The sequence below is a fragment of the Pedobacter antarcticus genome (genome assembly GCF_900103515.1).
Classification (GTDB): domain Bacteria; phylum Bacteroidota; class Bacteroidia; order Sphingobacteriales; family Sphingobacteriaceae; genus Pedobacter; species Pedobacter antarcticus.
The window spans coordinates 32,738-55,496 of the sequence record NZ_FNGZ01000003.1 but is presented as its reverse complement, the minus strand read 5'-3'; the positions used below and the strand labels follow the sequence as shown (position 1 = coordinate 55,496).

General features: G+C 41.4%; 22 protein-coding genes. 13 read left to right on the top strand and 9 right to left on the bottom strand.

The annotated features are described in order from the left end of the window. Positions 1-463 precede the first annotated feature (463 nt). Complete coding sequence (locus tag BLR53_RS07370; RefSeq protein WP_074588695.1) at positions 464-979, top strand: RNA polymerase sigma factor; 516 nt, start codon at positions 464-466, stop codon at positions 977-979. Continuing rightward, positions 976-1,596: a hypothetical protein gene (locus BLR53_RS07365; RefSeq protein ID WP_074588691.1), complete on the top strand. Its 621-nt coding sequence runs from the start codon at positions 976-978 to the stop codon at positions 1,594-1,596. The genes BLR53_RS07370 and BLR53_RS07365 overlap by 4 nt, the downstream gene beginning before the upstream one ends. Positions 1,597-1,633: 37 nt before the next feature. Here the strand turns inward: BLR53_RS07365 and BLR53_RS07360 are convergent, their stop codons facing one another. Next, positions 1,634-2,539 (bottom strand): hypothetical protein, encoded by a 906-nt coding sequence (locus BLR53_RS07360; protein ID WP_074588686.1) that lies wholly within the window; start codon positions 2,537-2,539, stop codon positions 1,634-1,636. Further along, entirely contained in the window at positions 2,532-3,110 is a 579-nt protein-coding gene (locus BLR53_RS07355) for an RNA polymerase sigma factor (protein ID WP_074588682.1), read from the bottom strand. The genes BLR53_RS07360 and BLR53_RS07355 overlap by 8 nt, the downstream gene beginning before the upstream one ends. Before the next feature lie 154 nt (positions 3,111-3,264). Here BLR53_RS07355 and BLR53_RS07350 point away from each other — a divergent pair, with 154 nt between their 5' ends. The 6 genes from BLR53_RS07350 (at position 3,265) to BLR53_RS07325 (ending at position 9,810) form a co-directional block, all read left to right on the top strand. Further along, a complete protein-coding gene (locus tag BLR53_RS07350) occupies positions 3,265-4,002 on the top strand; it encodes a DUF4197 domain-containing protein (protein ID WP_074588678.1) in 738 nt (245 codons plus the stop codon). A gap of 88 nt (positions 4,003-4,090) precedes the next feature. Continuing rightward, complete coding sequence (locus BLR53_RS07345) at positions 4,091-5,404, top strand: DEAD/DEAH box helicase (RefSeq protein ID WP_051760022.1); 1,314 nt, start codon at positions 4,091-4,093, stop codon at positions 5,402-5,404. 84 nt (positions 5,405-5,488) lie between these two features. Beyond that, a complete protein-coding gene (locus BLR53_RS07340; protein WP_074588673.1) occupies positions 5,489-6,769 on the top strand; it encodes a replication-associated recombination protein A in 1,281 nt (426 codons plus the stop codon). Positions 6,770-6,779: 10 nt separating this feature from the next. Next, the gene (locus BLR53_RS07335; protein ID WP_074588671.1) at positions 6,780-8,258 is read left to right on the top strand and encodes a DUF5687 family protein; all 1,479 of its coding nucleotides are present in this window, start codon (positions 6,780-6,782) and stop codon (positions 8,256-8,258) included. Beyond that, positions 8,258-8,950: an ABC transporter ATP-binding protein gene (locus BLR53_RS07330; protein WP_074588667.1), complete on the top strand. Its 693-nt coding sequence runs from the start codon at positions 8,258-8,260 to the stop codon at positions 8,948-8,950. The genes BLR53_RS07335 and BLR53_RS07330 overlap by 1 nt, the downstream gene beginning before the upstream one ends. Positions 8,951-9,126: 176 nt before the next feature. After that, a complete protein-coding gene (locus BLR53_RS07325; protein ID WP_143007851.1) occupies positions 9,127-9,810 on the top strand; it encodes a YiaD family glycine zipper/OmpA-like lipoprotein in 684 nt (227 codons plus the stop codon). A gap of 103 nt (positions 9,811-9,913) precedes the next feature. On the opposite strand, the gene BLR53_RS07320 is transcribed toward BLR53_RS07325, so the two are convergent. Further along, a complete protein-coding gene (locus tag BLR53_RS07320) occupies positions 9,914-10,267 on the bottom strand; it encodes a hypothetical protein (RefSeq protein ID WP_037442265.1) in 354 nt (117 codons plus the stop codon). A gap of 82 nt (positions 10,268-10,349) precedes the next feature. Here BLR53_RS07320 and BLR53_RS07315 point away from each other — a divergent pair, with 82 nt between their 5' ends. Next, a complete protein-coding gene (locus BLR53_RS07315) occupies positions 10,350-11,363 on the top strand; it encodes a Gfo/Idh/MocA family oxidoreductase (RefSeq protein WP_074588662.1) in 1,014 nt (337 codons plus the stop codon). A 66-nt stretch (positions 11,364-11,429) separates the two neighbouring features. On the opposite strand, the gene BLR53_RS07310 is transcribed toward BLR53_RS07315, so the two are convergent. The 3 genes from BLR53_RS07310 to BLR53_RS07300 form a co-directional block, all read right to left on the bottom strand. Then, positions 11,430-12,419, bottom strand: a complete 990-nt coding sequence (locus BLR53_RS07310; protein ID WP_074588660.1) for an alpha/beta fold hydrolase — start codon at positions 12,417-12,419, stop codon at positions 11,430-11,432. Positions 12,420-12,623: 204 nt separating this feature from the next. Further along, positions 12,624-14,942 (bottom strand): TonB-dependent receptor, encoded by a 2,319-nt coding sequence (locus BLR53_RS07305; RefSeq protein ID WP_074588657.1) that lies wholly within the window; start codon positions 14,940-14,942, stop codon positions 12,624-12,626. 119 nt (positions 14,943-15,061) lie between these two features. Beyond that, complete coding sequence (locus BLR53_RS07300; RefSeq protein WP_074588654.1) at positions 15,062-15,403, bottom strand: hypothetical protein; 342 nt, start codon at positions 15,401-15,403, stop codon at positions 15,062-15,064. A 39-nt stretch (positions 15,404-15,442) separates the two neighbouring features. Between BLR53_RS07300 and BLR53_RS07295 the strand changes: the two genes are divergently transcribed. The 3 genes from BLR53_RS07295 (at position 15,443) to BLR53_RS07285 (ending at position 18,014) form a co-directional block, all read left to right on the top strand. Then, positions 15,443-16,216, top strand: a complete 774-nt coding sequence (locus BLR53_RS07295) for a TetR family transcriptional regulator C-terminal domain-containing protein (RefSeq protein WP_342342064.1) — start codon at positions 15,443-15,445, stop codon at positions 16,214-16,216. Between the two features lie 11 nt (positions 16,217-16,227). After that, positions 16,228-17,529, top strand: a complete 1,302-nt coding sequence (locus BLR53_RS07290) for an ABC1 kinase family protein (RefSeq protein WP_074588652.1) — start codon at positions 16,228-16,230, stop codon at positions 17,527-17,529. Positions 17,530-17,630: 101 nt separating this feature from the next. Next, positions 17,631-18,014: a response regulator transcription factor gene (locus BLR53_RS07285; RefSeq protein ID WP_074588650.1), complete on the top strand. Its 384-nt coding sequence runs from the start codon at positions 17,631-17,633 to the stop codon at positions 18,012-18,014. On the opposite strand, the gene ku is transcribed toward BLR53_RS07285, so the two are convergent. Continuing rightward, complete coding sequence (gene ku / locus BLR53_RS07280; protein WP_074588647.1) at positions 18,015-18,782, bottom strand: non-homologous end joining protein Ku; 768 nt, start codon at positions 18,780-18,782, stop codon at positions 18,015-18,017. Between the two features lie 72 nt (positions 18,783-18,854). On the opposite strand from ku, the gene BLR53_RS07275 reads away from it, so the two are divergent. Continuing rightward, a complete protein-coding gene (locus tag BLR53_RS07275; RefSeq protein WP_074588645.1) occupies positions 18,855-19,625 on the top strand; it encodes a dienelactone hydrolase family protein in 771 nt (256 codons plus the stop codon). Here BLR53_RS07275 and hisS read toward each other — a convergent pair. Together hisS and BLR53_RS07265 are read right to left on the bottom strand one after the other, a co-directional pair. Beyond that, a complete protein-coding gene (gene hisS, locus BLR53_RS07270) occupies positions 19,622-21,025 on the bottom strand; it encodes a histidine--tRNA ligase (RefSeq protein ID WP_074588643.1) in 1,404 nt (467 codons plus the stop codon). The genes BLR53_RS07275 and hisS overlap by 4 nt on opposite strands. Before the next feature lie 72 nt (positions 21,026-21,097). Next, positions 21,098-22,744, bottom strand: coding sequence for a pyruvate dehydrogenase complex dihydrolipoamide acetyltransferase (locus BLR53_RS07265; RefSeq protein ID WP_074588641.1), 1,647 nt, complete (start codon positions 22,742-22,744; stop codon positions 21,098-21,100). Positions 22,745-22,759 lie beyond the last annotated feature (15 nt).

Sequence of the window (22,759 nt, the reverse complement as noted above, 5' to 3'; positions counted from 1 at the left end):
GTATTGACAGGGTGTTCAGTCGGTGTTGATATACCCAATGACCGACTGAACACCCTATCAATACCGCCTCAATAGCCTTTTAGCGTAAAGCTAGCTAACTAATTTCTCTGTTATAAAGGAACCAAAGATGCTTACGTTCGAAATACGTAAGATCTCAACTTTTGGCTGTTTGCTTTAAGCAATGATACAAGTGTATGTTTATGCTGAACGGCAGCTGGCATGAATCAAAAATATATAAGTTATGTCTTTCTGGTTAGGACAGGCAGCTCTTAAGATTATCAATGACACGACCTCTTTTTTATGGTCGTATGGCTCCTGTATTGGTCGGGTATCGTTTTATTCAAATTGGGGTTAACCCATCAAAACCGTGTTTACCATGATTGAAAATAATCCAGCAGCAACTGTAATAAATTCGATATTGCCCGGACTAATACAGCAAAGAATAAATAAATAGGATCTGGCTGTGCAAAATACTTTAAATCAACAACAAGATTTGTTTTCCGAACTGGTCAGGGAAAATCATGCGAGCATATATCGTATTTGCAGAGCTTACCTGTATGATATTTCTCATGCTGATGATTTGTATCAGGAGATACTCTACCAGGCCTGGAAGGGACTTAAGAACTTCAAAGGACAGGCAAAAGCCAGTACCTGGATATATCGTATCGCAGTAAACACTGCGATTAGTTATAATATCAAAAACAAACGCCATCAGCATTTGCCTTTACCAGAATGTTTTCAAATCCCCTATCAGGATACACTGGTGCAAAAAAAGGAACAGGAAGCCCAGCTAATTAAACTCCGTTTCTGTATTAGTCAACTAGTTCCGCAGGACCGGCTGATCATCTCACTGGTACTGGAAAATAAAAGCTATAAAGAGATCGGAGAAATTACCGGTAGCAGTTTGAGCAATACAGGGGTAAAAATTAACCGTATAAAAGGTCGTTTACTTAATCTAATGGAGACTATTAAGCCATGACAAATTTCGAAGATTTACAAAAGAACTGGCTTTCCCAGCCTGTCAGCACATCTGTTAAGCAAGAAGCACTTAATTCCGCGCTGCCTGATAAATGGCAGCGGAACCAACGTAAAGTATTGTGGTCAAATATGTGCATGAGCGCTGGATTTCTAATGGCACTAATGGTAATCGGCTGGGTGTACTTTACTTTTCGGAGTAAATATGAATGGCCATTCGAATTAAGCATTGCGGCAATTTACTGCTCAATGATAGTTTTCTTATTCGTAAGCTGGCGAAGCTACGCATTCAAAAAAGAGAACAGAGGTGAATCGAGTATTGATTTTATCCGGCACCAGTTGCAGAAAATCCAATGGCAACGTAAAACACTCACAGTCTATATATGGATTTATAACACGATATTATGGTTTGCCTTTTCCATCTACATTATTGAGATAACTAAAGGTGCCAGTTTCCTGTTCACTTTCACTGCAATGGCTATCACAACTTCCTATCTTTTAGGAATTACATTATGGAGCAGGAATTACAAACATAAAAAGCAGCTTATTGAAATAGACGAGGTGAAATCTGAGCTTGAGTCACTGTTAAATGATTTAAAAGAAAACGAACAGCTGAAATAAACTGAGCAGGATCAGATTAATGACAGATTGCTTTATGCTAAAAGGCAACAGTGTAGTTTACTCTGGTCTCGGGAGTGGCTGGTTTTTCCCAAAGCGGCCCCTCAGCAAGCAACTTGATAGCTTCACTATCCAGAGCCTTACCTGCGCTTGTCAGTACTTTAAAATTAAAGGGCTTACCAGCAGCATTAATTTGAAAGCTAAGCTCAACGATCTTCGCAATTCCTTCCGGTGTATTTACCGATTTATGGTCGTTAAGGTAAGTGTCAAGTTCGGCCCAACCATCTACTGGCGCAGAAGCAGCAGGCACTGCAGTGGCAATGCGGGCAGAGGCCATCTTACTAGTTACAGCGGCCGTACTTACGGCTACTGAGTCTGAAATATCATTTGCGCCGAAAGTTTGTACATCAGCAGCAACTGGTGCCGACATTGTTGTAGAAGCGTCTACGGTGTTTCCGGCAGATGTTACCGGTTTATGTTTTGGCTGAACAGCGGCTACGCTCAGCTCAGTCTGCGGTAATTCCGCAGAATCTCCACCCGGGTTTACCAGACTTTGCCCGGCAGGTCCGGTTACCGGACCAAGATCGACCTCAACTTTCTTAGGATTTGCTGCAAGCTGTTCTTTTCCGGCTCTTTCGCGCATTAGAAAGATTACACTCACTGTAATAAACATGACAGCAGCAGCTGCCCCTATACTTAAACGCTGCCAAGTAAAAACACTGGATTTTTTTTGCTGACGCTGTACCGCAGTTCGTTCATAAAGTTGTTTCTGCAACAGTGAAACCTGTTGTGACATACGAGAAGGATGCTCGGCGAGACCAGCTAGCGCCTGTGCCACAAAAGGGTCCTCAAGCGCATGTTTTTCCACCTGATGCATACTTTTGGCATCAAGCTTACCATCCAGGTAATCTTCCAGTATTGCTATATCTAACCAATCGTTATTCACCGCTGTTTTTTTCTATACAAATTTTCAAATTCCTTTTCCCATTCTGAATATAGCTCTTCACCTTTAACATTTCGTATCCTGTAATTTCCGCTACTTCCTTATAGCACTTTTCCTGCAAATAGAAAAGGTCAACACTTTGGCGCTGCTCCTCCGATAACGTTTCCATACACTTTTCCATCACAGTAAACTGCTGTTCCTGTACATCACTTATATCCAGATGCACAAATGTGTCATTTTCCACAAACTGATCTTCAATAGAGACAGTCTGATAACGGGAAGATTTACGCATAGCCATCAGACAGTGATTCCTGGTTAAAACATGCAGCCAGCTTTTGAAATTCTGCACTTCATGTATCCTCAGTTTGGGAATTAGCTCTTCGAAGATCTGCATAACAGCATCCTTGCTTGCCTCTTCATCCTTGAAATAATTCAGACACACACCATAAACCAAATGCATATAGCGACTGTATAGTGTACCCAGGATCTCAAGATCGCCACTTGATTTATACCGGGCAATCAATTCTACATCTGCCGTATCTCTCTTTCCGTCTGTATTTTTAATAAATTTCAAGTTGTTTCTCGGGGAAAATTCTCTTCAAGTATAAATATTTTTTCCGGGAAAGCCATGTTTCTTATACACAAACGGGTCATATAAAATAGCTGTGACAGCTAATTATCAGATTAATGGCTGGAATTTTGCTTATTTTTGTCTGTAACACAACACTATGAATACATATAAATGGAGCATCTGCTCTTTCTTTCTGATACTAAGCTTTGTCAGCATTACTGCCATGGGACAAATTAATCTCGGCAATCTCTTAAAATCGACTAAATCTTCAAACAATCCAACTACTACTGACATCAGTTCAGCTTTAAAGGAAGCCCTAACTATTGGCATCTCCAAAGGTGCTGATCAACTGTCAGCAAAAGATGGATTCTTAAGTAATCCGGCTGTGAAAATTTTGTTTCCACCGGAGGCACAAAAGGTCGAAAAGTCGTTGCGTCAGCTAGGAATGGGCAAACTTGCAGATAATGTCATTACCAGTTTAAATCATGCGGCAGAAGATGCAGCCAAAGAGGCTAAACCAATTTTCGTTTCTGCCATCAAACAAATGACAATAAAAGATGCAAGCCAGATATTGCTGGGAAGTGACGACGCCGCAACCAGCTATTTTAAAAGAGTGACAACTTCACAGCTGATGGAAAAATTTAGTCCCGTAGTTACCGCTAGTTTGAATAAAATGGGTGCAACTAAATACTGGTCTGACGCTGCAGGTAAATATAACCAGCTTCCACTGGTTAAAAAGGTAGATACAGATTTGTCTGCCTATGTAGCAGAGAAAGCAATTGAAGGGATGTTTATCCAGGTAGCCAGGGAAGAACTTGACGTCCGCAATAATCTTGGAGCTCGTACCTCACCTGTTTTACAGAAAGTATTTGGCTACGCCGATAAGCAGAAATAGGCACAGGGGTGACAGATTAACTATACTGATTAACAGAAGTAAAAAAAAAAGATTACTTTACAGAATCATTACGCATAAAGACAATATATTGGATTTTAAAGATTTTAATTTTAACCCGGAATTACTCGAAGGGTTATTAGCCATGGGTTTCAGAAATGCAACCCCGATACAACAGGAAGCTATTCCTTTAATACTGGCAAAGAAAGACCTCATTGCCTGTGCACAAACGGGCACCGGAAAAACCGGGGCTTATCTGTTGCCGGTTATGAATATGATCAGCCAAACGGAAAACCGTCATAATAATACTTTAATTCTTGCGCCGACAAGGGAACTTGCTCAGCAGATTGATTTACAGGTAGAAGCCCTCTCTTACTTTACCAACATCAGCTCAATTACAGTTTATGGCGGTGGAGATGGAATCGCCTATGAACAGCAAAAACGCAGTATGCGTGACGGTGTCGACATTATTATCGCGACGCCGGGCAGACTAATATCCCATCTTTCTTCAGGCGTTTTAAAACTAGACCAGCTCCAGCATCTGATCCTGGATGAGGCAGACCGCATGCTTGATATGGGTTTTTACGACGACATCATGAGAATTGTGAGTTTCTTGCCCGAGAAAAGACAAACAGTATTATTCTCGGCAACTATGCCCCCTAAGATCAGAAAACTTGCCGGCAGTTTGCTCCATGAACCTGAACAGGTGAGTATTGCTATATCCAAACCCGCAGCCGGGATCAGCCAGCAAGCTTACCTTGTACATGATTTACAAAAGGTAAAGTTACTCACCCGTCTGATGAAAAATGTAGACTATCCGAGCATCCTGATTTTTGCTTCCACTAAGGAAAAAGTTAAGAATCTGGGTAAGGTATTCCGTGGATTGGGTTTCAAAGCTGAAGCTTTTCATTCTGACCTCGACCAGAAAGAAAGAGAGGCGATTTTATCTGAATTTAAGAACAAAAGAGTTCCGGTACTAATTGGTACTGACGTACTCTCAAGAGGAATAGATGTGGAAGGTATTACATTGGTGATCAACTTTGATGTGCCACATGATCCAGAGGACTATATTCACAGAATTGGTCGTACAGCACGTGCTGCCACGACAGGAACGGCCATTACACTGGTTAATGAAAAGGACAAACGAAAGTTCGCAAACATTGAGAAGCTGATCGGTAAAACCATTGAGCGGATGCCATTACCCGAAGAATTGGGCGAAGTTCCTGCAGAAAGTGAAAACAAATCTACGTCAGACCGCTCTGGAAGAGACAAAAGAAAACCTCAGCGCAAGGTCTGGAATAAAAAACCAAAGACCGCAGGTACCGCGGCTAACCAGTCCGGACCGGCCTCTGATAATAATACAAAAGGTACTGTCTCTGGTGAAAGCAGTGCAAGTCAGGCATAAAAGCAAGACCTTTTCCGCAGCAGAAAACGATCAAACACAGACAGGAGCATCTAATTGCTCCTGTTTTTTTTTAACTTTATATTTATGCAAAACCTCCCTCCATTGGCAGAACGTATGCGTCCGCAAAATCTGGACGAATATGTAGGTCAAAAGCATTTGGTTGGTCCGGATGCTGTTTTAAGAAAAGCTATCCAAAGTGGACAATTACCCTCCATGATCTTTTGGGGCCCGCCGGGTGTCGGAAAAACAACACTTGCTTATATTATTTCCCAAACGCTGGACAGACCTTTTTTTAACCTGAGTGCTATTAATTCCGGAGTAAAGGATATCAGGGATGTCATAGAACGGGCGGCCAGATTAAAAGATAGTCTGATGGGTGTCCCTGTCCTATTTATTGATGAGATTCACCGCTTTAGTAAATCGCAGCAAGACAGTCTGCTGGGTGCAGTTGAAAAAGGACTCGTAACTTTAATTGGCGCCACTACGGAGAACCCTTCTTTCGAAGTCATTTCTGCCTTACTGTCCCGTTGCCAGGTCTATATTTTGCAGGCTCTGGATGAGGAAGAGCTTCGTGGTTTACTCGATACCGCAATCCTGGCGGATGAAGTATTGAAGCAAAAAAAGATCAAAATCAAAGAACACGAAGCTTTAATCCGTTTATCAGGTGGCGACGCCCGCAAGTTGTTGAATGTACTGGAAATAGCCGTCAACGGAATCGGGGGTGACAAAATTACTCTTGATAATGAAAATGTACTGAAGCATGCACAACAAAACCTAGCCTTATATGACAAGGCTGGTGAGCAGCATTACGACATTATTTCTGCCTTTATTAAAAGTATCCGCGGGAGTGATCCTAATGGTGCAGTTTATTGGCTTGCAAGGATGATAGAAGGAGGAGAAGATCCTTTATTTATTGCCCGCAGACTGCTGATTCTCGCTTCAGAGGATATTGGTAATGCTAACCCCAATGCACTCCTGCTTGCTAATAATTGTTTTCAGGCCGTTAATGTGATTGGATTTCCAGAGTCCAGAATTATCCTTTCACAGGCCGTAACTTATATGGCATCTTCTGTTAAAAGTAATGCAGCATATGAAGCGATAAATAAGGCACAGCAACTGGTTAAACAAACCGGGAATCTGCCGGTACCACTTCATATCCGTAATGCACCTACCAAATTAATGAAGAATATCGGTTATGGTAAAGACTATAAATATGCACATGGTTATGAAGGGAACTTCAGTCCGCAGGAATACCTGCCTGAACAGATCAGTGGAACAAAACTTTATGACCCCGGAAATAATCCAGCCGAAGATAAACTCAGAGAAAAACTAAAACAGAACTGGAAAGATAAATATAACTATTAACCGGAACGATATGCTGTTCATCTTTATCAGACATCAGTGGCTGAGTTTCTGGCGTTCAAAAGGCAAAGGCCGCGACCTGGGTATACAGCTCGTCATGGGATTTCTGATTCTCTATATTATGGCAACCGCGCTGCTGGTAGGGTTCAACCTAGATAAGCTGATCATTGAATTTTTTCCGGATAAGTCTGTATTTGCAGTCTTTAACGGTCTGTTGCTTTATTATTTTGCACTGGATTTTCTAATGCGTTTTCAACTCCAGGAGTTGCCTGCGCTAGCAATAGTTCCCTATCTGCATTTAAGAATTCCCAAGGAGAAAATACTGGATTTTCTACAGCTACGCCCGCTATTCAGCGTATTTAACCTGATTCCATTTTTTATCTTCACGCCTTTTATTTTATCGGAAATCTTACTTATCTCAGATACATTCACAGCAGCCATGTATCTTTTTGCCCTGCTTTGCCTGGTTCTGTGGAATAATTATACCGTACTATATCTTAAACGGATAGCAACTGGTCATTTGTGGCTAATGATCTCTGGCTTCTTTCTCGCGGGTGTTGCTGCGCTATTGGAATACCTTGGGATCTATCATTTATCGGGTATCTCAGACTTTATTTTCAGCTCAATTTTAAGCTCTCCGTGGATCGCCTTTCTGTTTATGCTTCCGGTACTGCTAATCTTTAGGATCAATGGCAATTACCTGCGCCATCATTTATATACTGAAGAAATAACCGGCAAGCGTAAAAGCGTAAACCTTTTCAGTCTGAATTTTCCGGCTTCATTTGGTTTACCCGGTAAACTCGCTTCACTGGAAATCAAATTAATCTTGCGTAATAAACGCCCTAGAGCTACAGTCAGCAAGAGTTTGATCTTTATTTTTTACGGATTTGTATTCTATAAACAAAAGGAGCTGGACGCTAACCAGTTCGGACTGCTTTTTTTCGCCGCAATTTTTATGGTCGGGAATATCTCGACGATTTACGGTCAGTTTATGTTTGGCTGGCAGGGGGAAGAATTCGATGGTCTGATGACAAGTAAAATGACCCTTAAAGATTTTTTCAGGGGAAAATTACTTTTAATGACCACCTGGACGGTACTCTTCACACTCATTCTCAGCCCTTATGGTTTCCTGAACCCGAAGATACTGCTATTACACTTTACAGCCTGTCTTTATTATATAGGAATCGGGAATGTCGTGGTTCTATATTTCGCTACTTTTAACAGTAAGAAAATTGAACTGGGTAAAGGAGCAAGTATGAACTGGCAGGGCGTGAGTGCATCTACAATAATACTTGCGCTGCCACTGATTATGATGCCTGTCGGGCTTTATTATTTATTCAGTTGGATTTCCACGCCATATGTTGCGCTATATATATTGGCAGGGTTAGGCTTTGTTGCTTTGCTGCTGCAGGGGCATGTAATCAACATTCTCACACGAGCATTTAAATATAGGAAATATAAGATTACAGAGGGCTTTAGACAAAATTCATAATGATTCAGATACAGCAACTTCGCAAAACATACACCGGAAAAACGGTTATTCAGATAGAAGACCTACAGATCAATGCTGGAGAAACAATCGGTGTAATCGGGAATAACGGCGCGGGAAAAACAACGTTATTCCGTATGATCCTAGACCTTATCCGGGCTGATCAAGGGCAGGTATTATTAAAGGGGAAATCTGTGGCTGAAGACCAGGAATGGAAAAATTATACAGCTTCCTATCTGGATGAAGGTTTTTTAATCGGTTATCTAAGCCCGGAAGAATATTTCGATTTCATAGCAAGCCTGCAGGGAATGAGCAAAAAACAGCTTACCGATAGCTTACAGCAATATACCGAAATTTTCAATGGCGAAATCCTGGATACCGGGAAGTTTATACGTGATTTTTCAAAGGGGAACCAGAATAAAATAGGTATCTGTTCGGCCTTAATGCAAAAACCGGAACTACTAATTCTGGATGAACCTTTCGCTAACCTCGATCCAAGTACGCAAATTAGGTTAAAAGCACATTTGAAATCTTTGAATGCCACGGGCCTGACGCTATTAATCTCCAGCCACGATCTGAATCACGTTACTGATGTCTGTGACAGGATTATACTTTTCGAAAAAGGCAGGATTATTCGTGATCTGCAAAAAGATGAGCATACATTAAGGGAATTGGAAAATTATTTTGCACTGTGAGCTTATACATATCCTGATTGTACAGATTATTGGTCACCCGGTTTTCTTTTATGTCTCTTTACCACACAAGTGTTTACAACAACATTAATACTTACCGTTTCCTAACAAAGATTTTACTGATTGAATTCTTGGCATTACCTTTGATTCTCACTCGGCATTAACATAGAGAAATTATTATGATCACTTCAAAATTTAAAATAGCAACATTCAGCGTGGCATTGGCTATTGGTTCAATGGCATTTCAGAGCTGCGATAGCTTAACCAAAACACAAAAAGGTGCAGGTATAGGCGCTGCTGCCGGTGGTGTATTAGGAGCTATTATTGGTAAGAAAGCTGGAAATACAGCTGTTGGTGCCATTATCGGTGGTGCGGTAGGTGGTACAGCGGGTGGATTTATCGGAAAGCGTATGGATAAGCAGGCTGCCGAAATTCAGAATGCAATTCCGAATGCAGAAGTGGTACGTGAAGGTGAAGGTATTATCGTTAAATTTGATAGTGGTATCCTTTTTGACTTTGATAGTGCGAACTTAAAAGCACAGGCAAAAGACAACGTGAAATCTCTTGCGGGTTCATTAAATGAGTACCCTAACACAGAAATCAGAATTATCGGCCATACTGATAATAAAGGTACTGAAACTTACAATATGGGTCTTTCTGAAAGAAGAGCTGCTGCCGTTAAAGCATATGCTGTTTCTCAGGGAGTTCCGGCTTCCCGTTTAACTACAGTAGGTAAAGGATTTTCTGAGCCTATCGCAGATAATTCTACTGACGCTGGAAGAGCTGCCAACCGTCGTGTAGAGGTTGTTATTACTGCTAATGAGCAATTGAAAAAAGAAGCAGCATCACAAGCTGGCGGCTAATTTCAAATATTTATTATACCTATGAAAAACGAAAAAACCGGGACTTTCCCGGTTTTTTTATTGCCTTAATTTCCTGAAAAGGAATATATACGGAGTGTGCCTGCTACGATTCCGTGGTATAGATATCTTCAAAATAATGTATAGCCAATGACTTCAGGAGTAATTCCTGCTCCATCATCGCAAATGAAGGAATATCTTTAACCAACTTCCAGTGTGGCCATCCATCCTGATCCAATCCCTCTATTTCATAAAAGCCCATCTCACTCATCAGCCTGCAGGTCGCAATATGCATCAACTCTTCTTTTTGTCTTTTGCTATACTTACCTGGTCCTTTACCGAGCTCCTGGACTCCTATAAGGAATAACATCACCTTCAGATCCGGCAGATCTGAATCAAATTCTTTCGCAATTCTTTGCTGTAGAATTTTCCATTTTTCATTTATTTCTGCGGGTTTCATGCTACAAAGGTAAATTTTTTAACGCCTCTTTTTATGACAATATAATTTACTACGAATTTGCAGGATTAGTTACTTTTGAATTATGGAAAAAGTAATCTCAACCGGTTTGCTTGCTTATGGCATGTCAGGAAAAATATTTCATGGTCCTTTTCTCGATAATCACCCGGGATTCAAACTGCGGGCTGTAACAGAGCGTTCTGCTAAAAATGCAGACAAAGATTATCCGGGAATTATCAGTTATTCAAGTGTTGAAGACCTGTTAAATGATTCTGAGATTGAACTGGTTGTCATTAACACACCCAATAATACGCATTATGAATATGCAGAAAAGGCTCTGAATGCCGGAAAGCATATTTTAGTAGAAAAACCCTTTACCCCAAGTTCAGCTGAAGCTAAATATCTGTTTGAACTGGCTGCAAAAAAAAATCTGCACATACTTGTCTATCAGAACAGAAGATGGGATAGTGACTTTAGCACTTTTAAAGAAGTCGTTGAAAGCGGAAAACTGGGTAAATTGTCTGAAGTACATATCCGTTATGACCGGTATAAATCTGCAATCGGCGTTAAAGCTTTTAAAGAAGAACCATTTCCGGCGAGCGGGCTGCAATACGACTTGGGTCCACATGTGCTTGATCAGGCTATCAGCTTATTTGGAATCCCCCTGTCCTTCCATAAAATTCTCGGCAAAAACCGCAAAGACACTTTAGTTGACGATTATTTCTGTATCCACCTTACCTATCCGGACAGCGTAAATGTTTTTGTGTACTCCAGTATGCTGGTTGTTGATATTCAGCCTTCGTTTATAGCACATGGAACAAATGGAACACTGGTTAAAGAGAGAGCCGACATACAGGAAGAACAGTTACTGAAAGGTATTAAGCCCGGAACGCCTGGTTTCGGAGTAGAGCCAGAAGGTAAAGAAGCTAAACTGACTACTATTAACTCCGCTGGTGAACGTTATACCGAATTTATAGTTGCAAAGCCTTCAAATTACGGTAACCTTTTCGAAGCTGTCTACCAAACCCTGGTACATCAGCAGCCATTTCCTGTTACACAAGAGCAGCAGATTGCCCAACTTGAAATTTTGGAATCCTGATCTCATCTATAAACCAAAAAAGCCCTTTCTACGAGATATCTCGTAGAAAGGGCTTTTTTTTGCGCTTTACAATCCGCCCAAAAGGGCAACTAAAAACTCTGTGGGCACTTCCAGATGTGGAATATGTCCGGCCCCATCAAATTCAATTAATTTTGCATTGGGAATCTTTGCCGCAGTTTGCTTGCCTAAAACCTTATACTGCCCATATTGATTCTGCTGTTGCTGGCTTAACAAGCTCTTGCCTACAACCGTATGATCTTCTTTTCCTATAAATAAAATAGTAGGTACGGTCACATGCTGGAATTCATATACAACAGGCTGTTCATAGATCATAGTAAAGGTCATGGCCGCCACTTTCGCATATCTTGGAAAATCGGCACTGTTGGTTACACCAGCTGCTACGCTCACCAGTTTATCATATTCCGGTTTCCAGACTACGAAATAAGAACTTTTATAATATTGTTTGATGCTTTCTGCTGTTGCTTTTAACTCATTCTGATATTGGTCGGAAGTACTGGTATAAGGAACAAAACTACGGTAATCTTCCAGACCGATCGGATTTTCCAATAACAGTTTCTCTGTCTGCTGTGGATACATCAGTGCAAACCTGGTAGCAAGCATGCCGCCCATAGAGTGTCCGAGAATATTTGCCTTCGGTATCCCCAATCCGTCCAGTAATAATTTATTCCAGGCAGCCATCTGATGGAAGCTGTAATGAATAAATGGTTTTGATGATTTCCCAAAACCAATCTGATCCGGAACCACCACCCGGAACCCTCTTCCGGTTAATGCTTTTATCACATCTGCCCAGTAGTATCCTCCGAAATTTTTCCCATGAAAAAGCATCACAGTTCTGCCATTGGCTTTACCGGTTGGCAGCACGTCCATATAAGCCATACGAAGATCCTGGCCTTCGGTCTGAATTGGAAGAAATTTCACTGGATACGGATAAGTTACGTTCTCCAAAGTAATAGATAGTGTATCCTGTTGCTGAGCTGATGCGGACAGGCATAAAATGGCACTTATAAAAAATGTAAATACGGATCTTCGGAACATGTAATAAGGTATAATATCGTTACTATTAAAATAGTAAAAATAAGTTTTATTAAAGATAAAGGCGCTGTGTGTGTATTAAAATTACATTGAACGGAAATTGGATTTCCGGCATTATATACAAAGAGGCGCCTGATTTATCCATAGAAAAACCAGGCGCCTCCTGTTTGCAAACGCTGAGCAGAAACTGGCTCAGCCGTGTTATTATTAATTTTTAATAGTGAATGGAAGTGTTACTCCAAAAGTTACATTTCTACCCTGGTTATAGATTCCCAATGTTGGCTCTTCTTCGCTTAACCTCCCTGGTTTAAAGCGGCTCAAGTGATCATAATAAGCTTTATTCAGCAAGTTCTTACCAGCTACATACAAAGTAATATCCTGTTTTTTACTCAACTTAAGCGTCGTGCCCACTGCAGCATTTAACAACGTATAACCGGAACTGGATTGCTCAAAACTGTCAACTTTATTCTGCTTAAAGAAGTTATCTATTCCAACTGAAATATAACTATGTTTTGTTCCGCGAACCTCTGGTTCAAAACGCAGTTCATTTCTTAAAGTAGCCGCCGGAATGAATGGCAGGGATTCTTTAGTTGCACGGTTCGTGGCACGTGTATAGGAGAAACTATTCTCAAAATGCAGATAATGTACCGGATGCAATGTCAGCATAGCTTCTACACCGCGAAGGAATGCGTCGTCCTGAACAAAACGGAAGACAGGGAACTTTCTATCCTGAGCCTCAATAGTCTCGCCGTCTGCTCTGTAATAAATATAATTGTTTATGATATTCGCAAAACCACCTAAACTGGCACTCACGTACTGATTTTGATAATCAAAGGACGCATCAAACTGAAAACTCTGTTCCGGTTTCAGGTCTGCATTCCCAATTTCATAACGAAATGCACCTTCATGAACTCCATTACTGGCTAACTCAGCAATATTTGGTGCCCGAAATGCCGATCCTGCATTCGCTTTAAAACTCAGGGCATCATTAAACTCGTAGGTGTATCCTAATGCACCTGACACTCTATTAAATTGATTGCTAAAGGCGCCAAAGCTCGATTCTTCTCCTTCAAATGCCTTCCCAGTCATCTTCCTGTAATCGATCCTCGCACCGGCATTAAAGGTGCTTTTATCCCACGTTTTTTTGATAAATGCAAATGCTCCAAATGTCCTGGAATCAAAGTCAGGAATAAGCTGCTCTTCTCCGCTTGTATTTAAACTGTGAATAAACTCGCCTGAAACGCCAACCACCGGAGACCAGCCATTAAAGTTTTTAAAAGAATATTTTAGGTCGTAACTGTAAGTATAGCTATTCAGGAACAACGCAGGATCTTCACCTGGTTCTTCCAGCTCACGGCGCAGGTTATGCTGGTAACCGAGTGTCGCTTTCAAACTACCCTCCCCTAACAGAATATTACTATTCAAAGCAATTTTATAGTGCCTGATATCCTGTTGCGGATAGGCTAATGTCCTGTCTTTGTTCTCTGACTTAGTGAAAGGTTCTCCATCTTCATTTATCAGTTGTCCATCTTCATTTCTTTCCGGATCATAAAAACCGATACGCGTACGGAAGCTTGAAGCATCTAAATGTGCATATCCCCATTTTTTATTCAAACCAATCTGACCTCCAAAATTAGTTTCATTGAACCCCGAGTTAGGCACATACTCAGTTGGCGTCTTGTAGGCATAGGCATTCTTATAAGATCCTCGTACCTTATAAACCAGTCCGTTCTCATTGCCCTGTAACATTAATGAATTACCTGTCATGCCGTTATTTGTCGCATAGTTTGTCAGAAACTCACCTCTCAGCGTTCCTTCCGGTGCAGGAAGTCCGTCCAAAATATTGATTACACCTCCTAATGCATCGGAGCCATACATAAGACTCGCAGGGCCTCTGAGAATCTCGACCCGGTCTGCACTGTACTGGTCAATCTCAACTCCGTGCTCATCCCCCCACTGTTGCCCTTGTTGTTTGACGCCATTATTCAACGTAACGACACGGTTATAACTCAAGCCTCGGATTACCGGTTTGGAAATAGCAGGTCCGGTTGTAACCTGAGATACGCCTGGCACCCTGCTCAGAGCATCCATCAGATTGGTTGAAGGGCGGTAAAGCAGATCATCTTTACTTACCGTAGTCACAGAGGTGCTGTTCTTCCGGTTATCTGAGCTAGATGCTGTGCCGGTAATAACCACCTCGCGTCCTTCTATTACGCTGGCTTTAAGTACAAAATCCAAATCACCCGGACTTGAAAAGTTTATAGTTCTGGTAATGGTCTGATAACCGATATAACTCACCTGCACCAGCGCTGCACCTCTTGTTGGAACCTGACTGAATTTAAATGTTCCATCGGCTCCTGCAATAGCTGAAATACGCAGATCCGGAATACTAATTGTTGCTCCTGGTAACGGCTGGTTTTGGGTATCAGTGATCCTACCTCGCAGCACTGCATTATCTACTGCTAAAACAGGAAATGCAGCAAAAACTGAACATAGCAGCGCTATGAGCAGAAATATCTTCTTCATAAAAGTTTCTTAAATTGGCTCCTCTGCTCCGCCGAAGCAAACAGATTATGCCTGATCAATTGTACAATTCTTCGTCCGCGCATTTCGCCCGGAATTACAGCGGAAAATCCGCCGGCAAATTAGCTGTACAAAGGGGGGCCACGAAGTGACTGACTGATTAAGGCCGTATAACCGGCATGCGCGATAAGGTCTGCATAGCGGAGATAACTACTGCCGATACTGATAGCAGGTGTTTGACTTGTTTTACTGTAATCTTTTTCGAAATGGGCAGAACAGACCAGACAATTATGCTGCTGCTTACTGATATGCACTTTGTGCTGACAAAAGTCGCCCGGCTTCGCACAACTTTCCTGCTGCTCCTGATGATGGTGCAGAGAACTCCATGGTGTTAACGCTATAGCAAACACGCAGAGTAAAAGGAATGCCAGTAGCTGACTGATATGTTGACGATGTGCTTTCAAGCTGAACAAAAATACGTAAAACGGGGTAAATAAAAACTCATGAACGTAACATTGCGCTCATATGACTGCTTTTTATCGAAATCTCAGGAAATTGCAGGTGAAACACAGGTAATTAAATGCGGATTCAAAACTAATCCTGCCTTTATTTCGTTCATTAATAAAACAATTATGGCAACTGCGCAACAAATTAGAAACGGTTACATCGATTATGTGCTGACACATGATGGGCAACCGAAATCTGTCTACAGTTTTGTTAAGAAGCTGAAAATATCCGAAGCAGACTTCTACAGTTTCTTCGCGTCTTTTGACAGTATTGAAAAAATAATCTGGGTTGAATTAACAGTAGAGACTTTATCTGCTATCCGTGGCCAGGAAGTATGGACGGAATATTCTTCCAGGGACAAAATGTTATCTTTTTTCTACAGCTATACTGAATTGTTAAAAAAAGACAGAAGTTTTATCATCTATTCGCTAGGTAGATCACCTAAAAGACTTAGTGCTCCGGAAGTGCTCTCCGGTGTGAGACCAATCTTTGAAAACTTTGCCGATGAGCTGATTGCCGAAGGTCTGGAAAATGGCGAAATAGCAGATCGCAAATTTCTCACAAAAAGATATAAGGATGCTTTATGGATACAGTTCGGCTTTATTCTGAATTTCTGGGTTAACGACGAAAGCACAGACTTTGAGAAAACAGATGAAGCTATTGAAAAGGGTATCAACGTAACTTTTGATCTTTTACAGCGTTCTCCGCTGGATAATTTACTGGAATATGGAAAATTCCTCTCCAGAAATAAAAAATCTTTTACTATCTGAAATAAGCCTGCATGAACGAGCAAGAAAGTATCCCGGTTACCAAAGTTGAAAGGTCTGCAAAATTTGTTAAGACAGGCTTCCAGATAGGGGGAAATTATATCAAACATTATTCTAAGAAACTATTCAATCCGGATCTGGACAGAGCACAGTTGAATGAGGACAACGCAACGGACATTTACAAGTCGCTGAGCGAACTGAAAGGCAGCGCCTTAAAAATAGCACAAATGCTGAGCATGGATAAAAATATCCTGCCGAAATCTTATATAGATAAATTCACACAGTCTCAATATAATGCGCCACCTCTTTCGGGGCCGCTGATCGTACGCACTTTCAAAAAGAATTTCGGTAAAAATCCGGAAGCGATTTACGATAAATTTAAACTCAGTTCGACCCACGCCGCATCTATTGGACAGGTACATGAGGCAGAACTGAATGGAAAGAAACTCGCGATTAAAATTCAGTATCCTGGTGTTGGAGACAGCATCTCTTCAGATCTCAAGCTGGTCAAACCTTTTGCGTTCCGTCTGCTGGGGATGAGTGAAAAAGAACTTAATATCTATATCGCTGAGGTTGAAGAACGTCTACTGGAAGAAACAGACTATGAACTCGAGGTAAGAAGGTCCATAGAGATTACCAATGCTTGCGTAGTGCTTGATAATGTAGTTTTTCCAAGTTACTACCCCGAATTGTCAGGTAAGAGAATTATTACCATGGACTGGATTGAAGGCAAACATCTCCGGGAATTCCTGGCAACGAACCCCTCCCAACAGCTGCGTAATAAAATCGGCCAGGCACTATGGGACTTTTATAATTTTCAGCAGCATGAGCTCAGAGCCGTACATGCGGATCCGCATCCGGGAAACTTCCTGATCACACCAGATGAGAAACTTGGCGTCATCGACTTCGGTTGTATTAAAGAGATGCCAGAAGATTTTTATCAGCCGTTCTTCTCCTTAATTTCTACAGATGTAATTAATGACCGCGAAAAAACGATACAGGCTTTCCGTAAATTAGAAATGATTCTTCCGGGTGATTCTCCCAGCCAGATTGACTTTTATTATCAAGCCTACCTGGAAATGATCCAGCTTTTTGCCAAGCCATATACCAGCAAAACTTTCGATTTCAGCCAACCTGAGTTTTTTGAGGAGCTCTACCTTTACGGTGAAAAAATTGCAAAAATGCCCGAATTTAAGCAAGCCAGGGGAGTAAAACACTTTATTTATGTAAATCGCACCAACTTCGGTCTGTATACGATACTCCAGGAACTAAAAGCGGTGGTTAAAACTGATACATATCAGCCAAAATTGAATTAAGAGAGGTAATTTGACGCTTACGTTCATTTTTTGTTTATACAAATCTGAATTTACATAAACATGATCTGTTTTTGATATATTTGTGTAATACAGATAGCATCATGGGCCCGTCAGTCAATAAAAACATACTTGTTGTTGAAGATAATCGTGCGATTCTAGATGTAATCACACTTATACTGCAAAGTGAGGCATATCAGGTGACCGGTTTAAATAAAGGCGCAGATATTTTACAGCATATAAATTTGCATAAGCCGCATCTTATCATTCTTGATATCATGCTACCGGATGTAGATGGCAGAGACTTGCTTACGCTGATCCGCTCCCAGGAGCACACCAGCAGAATTCCTGTGCTGATGATTTCCGCGCGTTATACTGTTGAAAATATAGAACATGGCCCTGAAAAACCTGATGATTTTCTTGCCAAGCCTTTCGACATCGATAGTTTATTAGACAAGATTGAAGCTATTCTGGATAAAGACAGGTAATCACGCTCCTTTTTTTCCCAAACTCTGCATCAACTGACTATAAAGGTCATCACTCTTTTCTTCGGTAACTTTCAATTTTTTGATTTTCACACGTTTCCCTTTGGCTTTTGCTTTAATAATTTTGAGCAGTTCTCCATTGTACTCGTCTTTAAACCCTTCAATATTAAATGGGGATGTATATTGCTTGATAAGCGCCAGGCCCACATCGAGCTCTTTCTTAGTAATAGTATCAGGCTTCGGGATATCCAGTTCTGACGTTGCCCGGATTTCTTCATCAAATCTGATCTTGGTAATAACCAATACATCGTCTAACGGGTGAATTACACACAGGTTTTCCGTGCTGCGTAATACGAATCGGGCCACACCGGCCTTTTTTGCCCCCGTCAGGGCTTTAAGCAACAGGGAATATGCTTTCTTACCTTGTTTCTCAGGCAGTGCATAATAAGAAGTCTCATAATAAATTGGATTAATTTCATCTATACCAACAAAATTCTCCAGATTGATCATTTTATTCTTTTCCGGACTTGCATCCTCAAAATCATGCTCATCTAGTATTACATACTGTTCGTCGAGCATATAACCTTTCACAATTCTGTTATATGGTACTTCTTTTCCGGTGTGTTCATTAATCCGCTGATACTTGATTCTGGAATGATCTTTACCGTCGAGCATATCCAGATCTAAACGGCTGGTCTGCACAGCTGCGTATAATTTAACTGGTATATTAACCAGCCCAAATCCAATCGATCCTTTCCATATAGTTCTCATAAGATTGTCCTTTGAGATTTTAACAATATTGTAAGGAGTTTGTTTAAATTGCTGAACCATAAACTTATCGATATGAACACGAAACTCACCATTGTACTTAGTCTGATCGTTTCGACATCCTTCGCACAACTCAAACCTGTGAGCTATCAGGATAAAGACCAAAAACTTAGCGGCCTGTCGATCATACCTGCGAAACCCGGAACCGGCAAAACAGGCATACTTATCCTGCCTGCCTGGAAAGGTATTGATGATCACGCCAAAAAGGTAGCGGAAGAACTTTCCAAAACGGGTTATTATGCCTTCATTGCCGATATCTATGGTGAGGGACATTATCCTACAGACAATAAATCTGCGGCAGAGCAATCGGGGTTTTATAAGAAAAATTATAAAATCTATCAGGAGAGGATCAGGCTTGCGCTACAACAGCTGATTAAATCTGGTGCAAATCCAAATGAGATTGTTGTAATCGGTTATTGTTTCGGCGGGACAGGCGCAATTGAAGCGGCTAGAGCCAACTTCCCGGTAAAAGGCGTTGTTTCCTTCCACGGCGGACTAGGAAAAGATCCTGAGTGCGCTAGTGACTCTGCAATAAAACCGGCTGTTCTCGTTTTACATGGTGCTGATGATCCTTCCGTACCTCCAGCTCAGGTACTCGCTTTTGAAGATGAAATGCGCAAGGCCAAAGCGGACTGGCAGTTAATTGCATATGCTAATGCAGTGCATGCTTTTACAGAACCTGCCGCCGGCAACGATAATTCGAAAGGCGCTGCGTATAATGAAAAAGCAGATAAACGTTCCTGGGAACATTTTCTGCTTTTTCTTAAAGAATTAACATCGCATTAATCTGCGCCGTTGATCTCCTTTATTAGGATTGAAGTGATTTCCTCAGCATTTAATTGTTGTTGGGAACCACTTTGCATATTTTTAAGTGTCAGTTTTCCGCTTTCCATTTCGTCACTTCCAATCAAAATGACATAAGGGATAGATTTAGCATCTGCATAACCCATTTGCTTTTTAAGTTTTGCTGATGCCGGGTAAAGTTCAGCTGCAATCCCAGCCTCACGGAACTGCTGTAATACAGGCAGCGCATAAAGTTCGGCCTGCGCATCGAAATTACTGATTAATACGGTTGTACCGGCAGTCGCAGATTCAGGGAACAGTTCAAGTTCGTCCATCACGTCATAGATTCGGTCAGCTCCGAAAGATATCCCAACGCCGGTCAAACCTCTCAATCCGAACATCCCTGTCAGGTCATCATATCTTCCACCACCACCGATACTCCCCATTGCAGCTTCATTAGTTTTAACTTCGAAAATACAGCCTGTATAATAATTAAGGCCCCTCGCTAAAGTAATATCCAGCTCCAGGTCGGGAAATTTAAGCTGACTTCCTGAAAGGAGATTCTGGACGTAGCTATAAACCTGCTCCAGTTCTTCAATCCCTTTAAGTCCTGTTTCCGAATTAGCCAGCACTTCTTTTAACTGAGCCAGTTTAGTCTCATTATTACCTTCCAACAAAATAACTGGCTTCAGTTTATCTATATCTGCATCTGTAAACCCGCGGTCCAGTAACTCTTTGATCACACCATCCAAACCAATTTTGTCCAGTTTGTCAATCGCTACTGTCATGTCAATAATCAATTCCGGTTTACCGATTATTTCGGCGATGCCACTCAGGATTTTCCTGTTATTAATTTTAATAGTGAAATCCTTCATCCCCAGATTAGTCAGTGCTTCCTGGTAGATAAGTACGAATTCGGCCTCATTCAACAAACTCGGCGATCCGACTACATCTACATCGCATTGATAAAATTCTCTGTAACGCCCTTTTTGAGGTCTGTCTGCACGCCAAACCGGCTGAACCTGGAAACGTTTAAAGGGCAAAGCGATGTCGTTCTGGTGCATGACTACATACCTTGCAAAAGGAACAGTCAGATCATACCGCAACGCTTTTTCACTGATTGAAGAGATTAATGCTGAAGAATTCTTTTCGGCCAAATTTATCTGATTAGCTTTAGCTAAATAATCGCCTGAATTCAGGATTTTAAAGATTAGTTTATCACCTTCATCACCATACTTCCCAGTCAGGGTAGACAGGTTTTCCATCGATGGAGTCTGAATTTCCGCATACCCGTATTTTTTAAATACTTTTTTAATGGTATCAAAAATGAAATTACGCTTCACCATTTCCTGAGGTGAGAAATCACGGGTACCCTTGGCTAAGGATGGTTTGATATTTGACATGCGGGCAAAAGTACAAAAAGTAAAAGGCATAAAAAAAGCTGCCGAAGCAGCTTTTTAATTATTTGATCTCGATTAAACTAATAATCTAACTGGTTCTTCCAGTAATGATTTCAGTGTTTGCAGGAATGCAGAACCTGTTGCGCCATCTACTACACGGTGATCGCAGCTTAAGGTAACTTTCATGACATTTCCAGGAACCACAGCGCCATTTTTAACTACCGGCACTTGTGAGATTCCTCCGATAGCCAGAATACAAGCATCAGGTGGATTGATAATTGCAGTAAATTCATCTATTCCGAACATACCCAGGTTAGAAATCGTAAATGTCGACCCTTCCCAATCTGCAGGCTGAAGCTTTTTAGCTTTTGCACGTTGCGCAAAATCTTTAACTTCTGCAGAAATATGAGAAAGAGATTTTCCATCTGCGAACCTAACTACAGGTACCAGTAAACCATCTTCCACAGCTACTGCTACACCGATGTTCACATGCTCATTATAACGGATTTTATCACCTAACCATGAAGAATTCACATTAGGGTGTTGTTTCAATGCTACAGCAACTGCCTTCAGTACCATATCATTGAATGAGATTTTAACTGGTGAGAATTCATTGATTTTTGCACGGGCAGCGATTGCTCCGTCCATGTCAATACTCATAGTCAGATAAAAGTGAGGAGCGGTGAACAAGCTTTCAGAAAGACGTTTGGCAATAACCTTACGCATTTGTGTAACTGGTTTCTCTGTATATTTCTCTTCACCAATAAATGCAGGGATAGACGGTGTAGCTTTTTCAGTTGCAGCACTTGCTTCTGCTTTCGCAGGCGCAGCAGCTTGTTTAAAGTTCTCTATATCTTTTTTAATGATTCTACCGCCATCAGCACTACCTGCTACCTGAGATAAATCAATTCCTTTTTCTTTTGCTATACGTTTGGCTAAAGGAGACGCTTTTAAACGGCTTCCGTCAGTTGATGTATGTGCAGCTTCTGCTGGTTCTTCTGCAACAGCAGCTTCTTTGACAGGAGCCGCAGTTGCAGCATCTGCAGCCGGTTTAGCTGGCGCATCGCCCTGGCTTAGGATACCGCTAATGTCAGTTCCTTCCGGGCCAACAATTGCAATAATACCATTGACTTTAGCCGCAGCACCTTTTTCTACACCAATGTGTAGTAAAGTTCCTGAAGCATAACCCATAACTTCCATAGTTGCCTTATCGGTTTCTACATCAGCCAGAATATCGTCGTCTTTAACTTGGTCTCCAACTTTTTTATGCCATTCAGCAATTACGCCTTCAGTCATGGTGTCGCTTAGTAAAGGCATGCGTACTACTGTAACACCCATTTTTTCCAGATCTGCATCCGTTAATGCTGCGCCCTTTGCCGCTGGTGCCTCTTTAGCTTCTTCTTCATTTTCTTTGGCAGGTGCTTCTGCAGCTGCAGCCGGGGCAGCAGTACCTTCCGCATCAAGAGCAGCTTTATAGTCTTCTCCTTCTTTACCAATTACAGCGATAACTGCATCTACTGGTACTGCTTTTCCTTCTTCTACACCGATATACAGCATAGTTCCGTCCCAGTATGATTCCAGATCCATGGTTGCTTTATCAGTTTCCACTTCAGCCAGTACATCACCGCTTTTTACTTTATCGCCAACTTTTTTATGCCACTTCGCCATTACCCCTTCGGTCATGGTGTCGCTCATCTTGGGCATCTTAACTACTTCAGCCATTCTATAATATCAAAT

What these genes read in the sequence shown, in the direction of transcription:
- BLR53_RS07335 (WP_074588671.1), top strand. Translation starts at nt 6,780, where the DNA reads ATGCTGTTCATCTTTATCAGACATCAGTGGCTGAGTTTCTGGCGTTCA.
- BLR53_RS07295 (WP_342342064.1), top strand. Translation starts at nt 15,443, where the DNA reads ATGAACGTAACATTGCGCTCATATGACTGCTTTTTATCGAAATCTCAG.
- hisS (WP_074588643.1), bottom strand. Translation starts at nt 21,025, where the DNA reads ATGTCAAATATCAAACCATCCTTAGCCAAGGGTACCCGTGATTTCTCA.
- ku (WP_074588647.1), bottom strand. Translation starts at nt 18,782, where the DNA reads ATGAGAACTATATGGAAAGGATCGATTGGATTTGGGCTGGTTAATATA.
- BLR53_RS07325 (WP_143007851.1), top strand. Translation starts at nt 9,127, where the DNA reads ATGATCACTTCAAAATTTAAAATAGCAACATTCAGCGTGGCATTGGCT.
- BLR53_RS07285 (WP_074588650.1), top strand. Translation starts at nt 17,631, where the DNA reads ATGGGCCCGTCAGTCAATAAAAACATACTTGTTGTTGAAGATAATCGT.
- BLR53_RS07310 (WP_074588660.1), bottom strand. Translation starts at nt 12,419, where the DNA reads ATGTTCCGAAGATCCGTATTTACATTTTTTATAAGTGCCATTTTATGC.
- BLR53_RS07290 (WP_074588652.1), top strand. Translation starts at nt 16,228, where the DNA reads ATGAACGAGCAAGAAAGTATCCCGGTTACCAAAGTTGAAAGGTCTGCA.
- BLR53_RS07365 (WP_074588691.1), top strand. Translation starts at nt 976, where the DNA reads ATGACAAATTTCGAAGATTTACAAAAGAACTGGCTTTCCCAGCCTGTC.
- BLR53_RS07265 (WP_074588641.1), bottom strand. Translation starts at nt 22,744, where the DNA reads ATGGCTGAAGTAGTTAAGATGCCCAAGATGAGCGACACCATGACCGAA.
- BLR53_RS07340 (WP_074588673.1), top strand. Translation starts at nt 5,489, where the DNA reads ATGCAAAACCTCCCTCCATTGGCAGAACGTATGCGTCCGCAAAATCTG.
- BLR53_RS07350 (WP_074588678.1), top strand. Translation starts at nt 3,265, where the DNA reads ATGAATACATATAAATGGAGCATCTGCTCTTTCTTTCTGATACTAAGC.
- BLR53_RS07305 (WP_074588657.1), bottom strand. Translation starts at nt 14,942, where the DNA reads ATGAAGAAGATATTTCTGCTCATAGCGCTGCTATGTTCAGTTTTTGCT.
- BLR53_RS07275 (WP_074588645.1), top strand. Translation starts at nt 18,855, where the DNA reads ATGAACACGAAACTCACCATTGTACTTAGTCTGATCGTTTCGACATCC.
- BLR53_RS07320 (WP_037442265.1), bottom strand. Translation starts at nt 10,267, where the DNA reads ATGAAACCCGCAGAAATAAATGAAAAATGGAAAATTCTACAGCAAAGA.
- BLR53_RS07330 (WP_074588667.1), top strand. Translation starts at nt 8,258, where the DNA reads ATGATTCAGATACAGCAACTTCGCAAAACATACACCGGAAAAACGGTT.
- BLR53_RS07315 (WP_074588662.1), top strand. Translation starts at nt 10,350, where the DNA reads ATGGAAAAAGTAATCTCAACCGGTTTGCTTGCTTATGGCATGTCAGGA.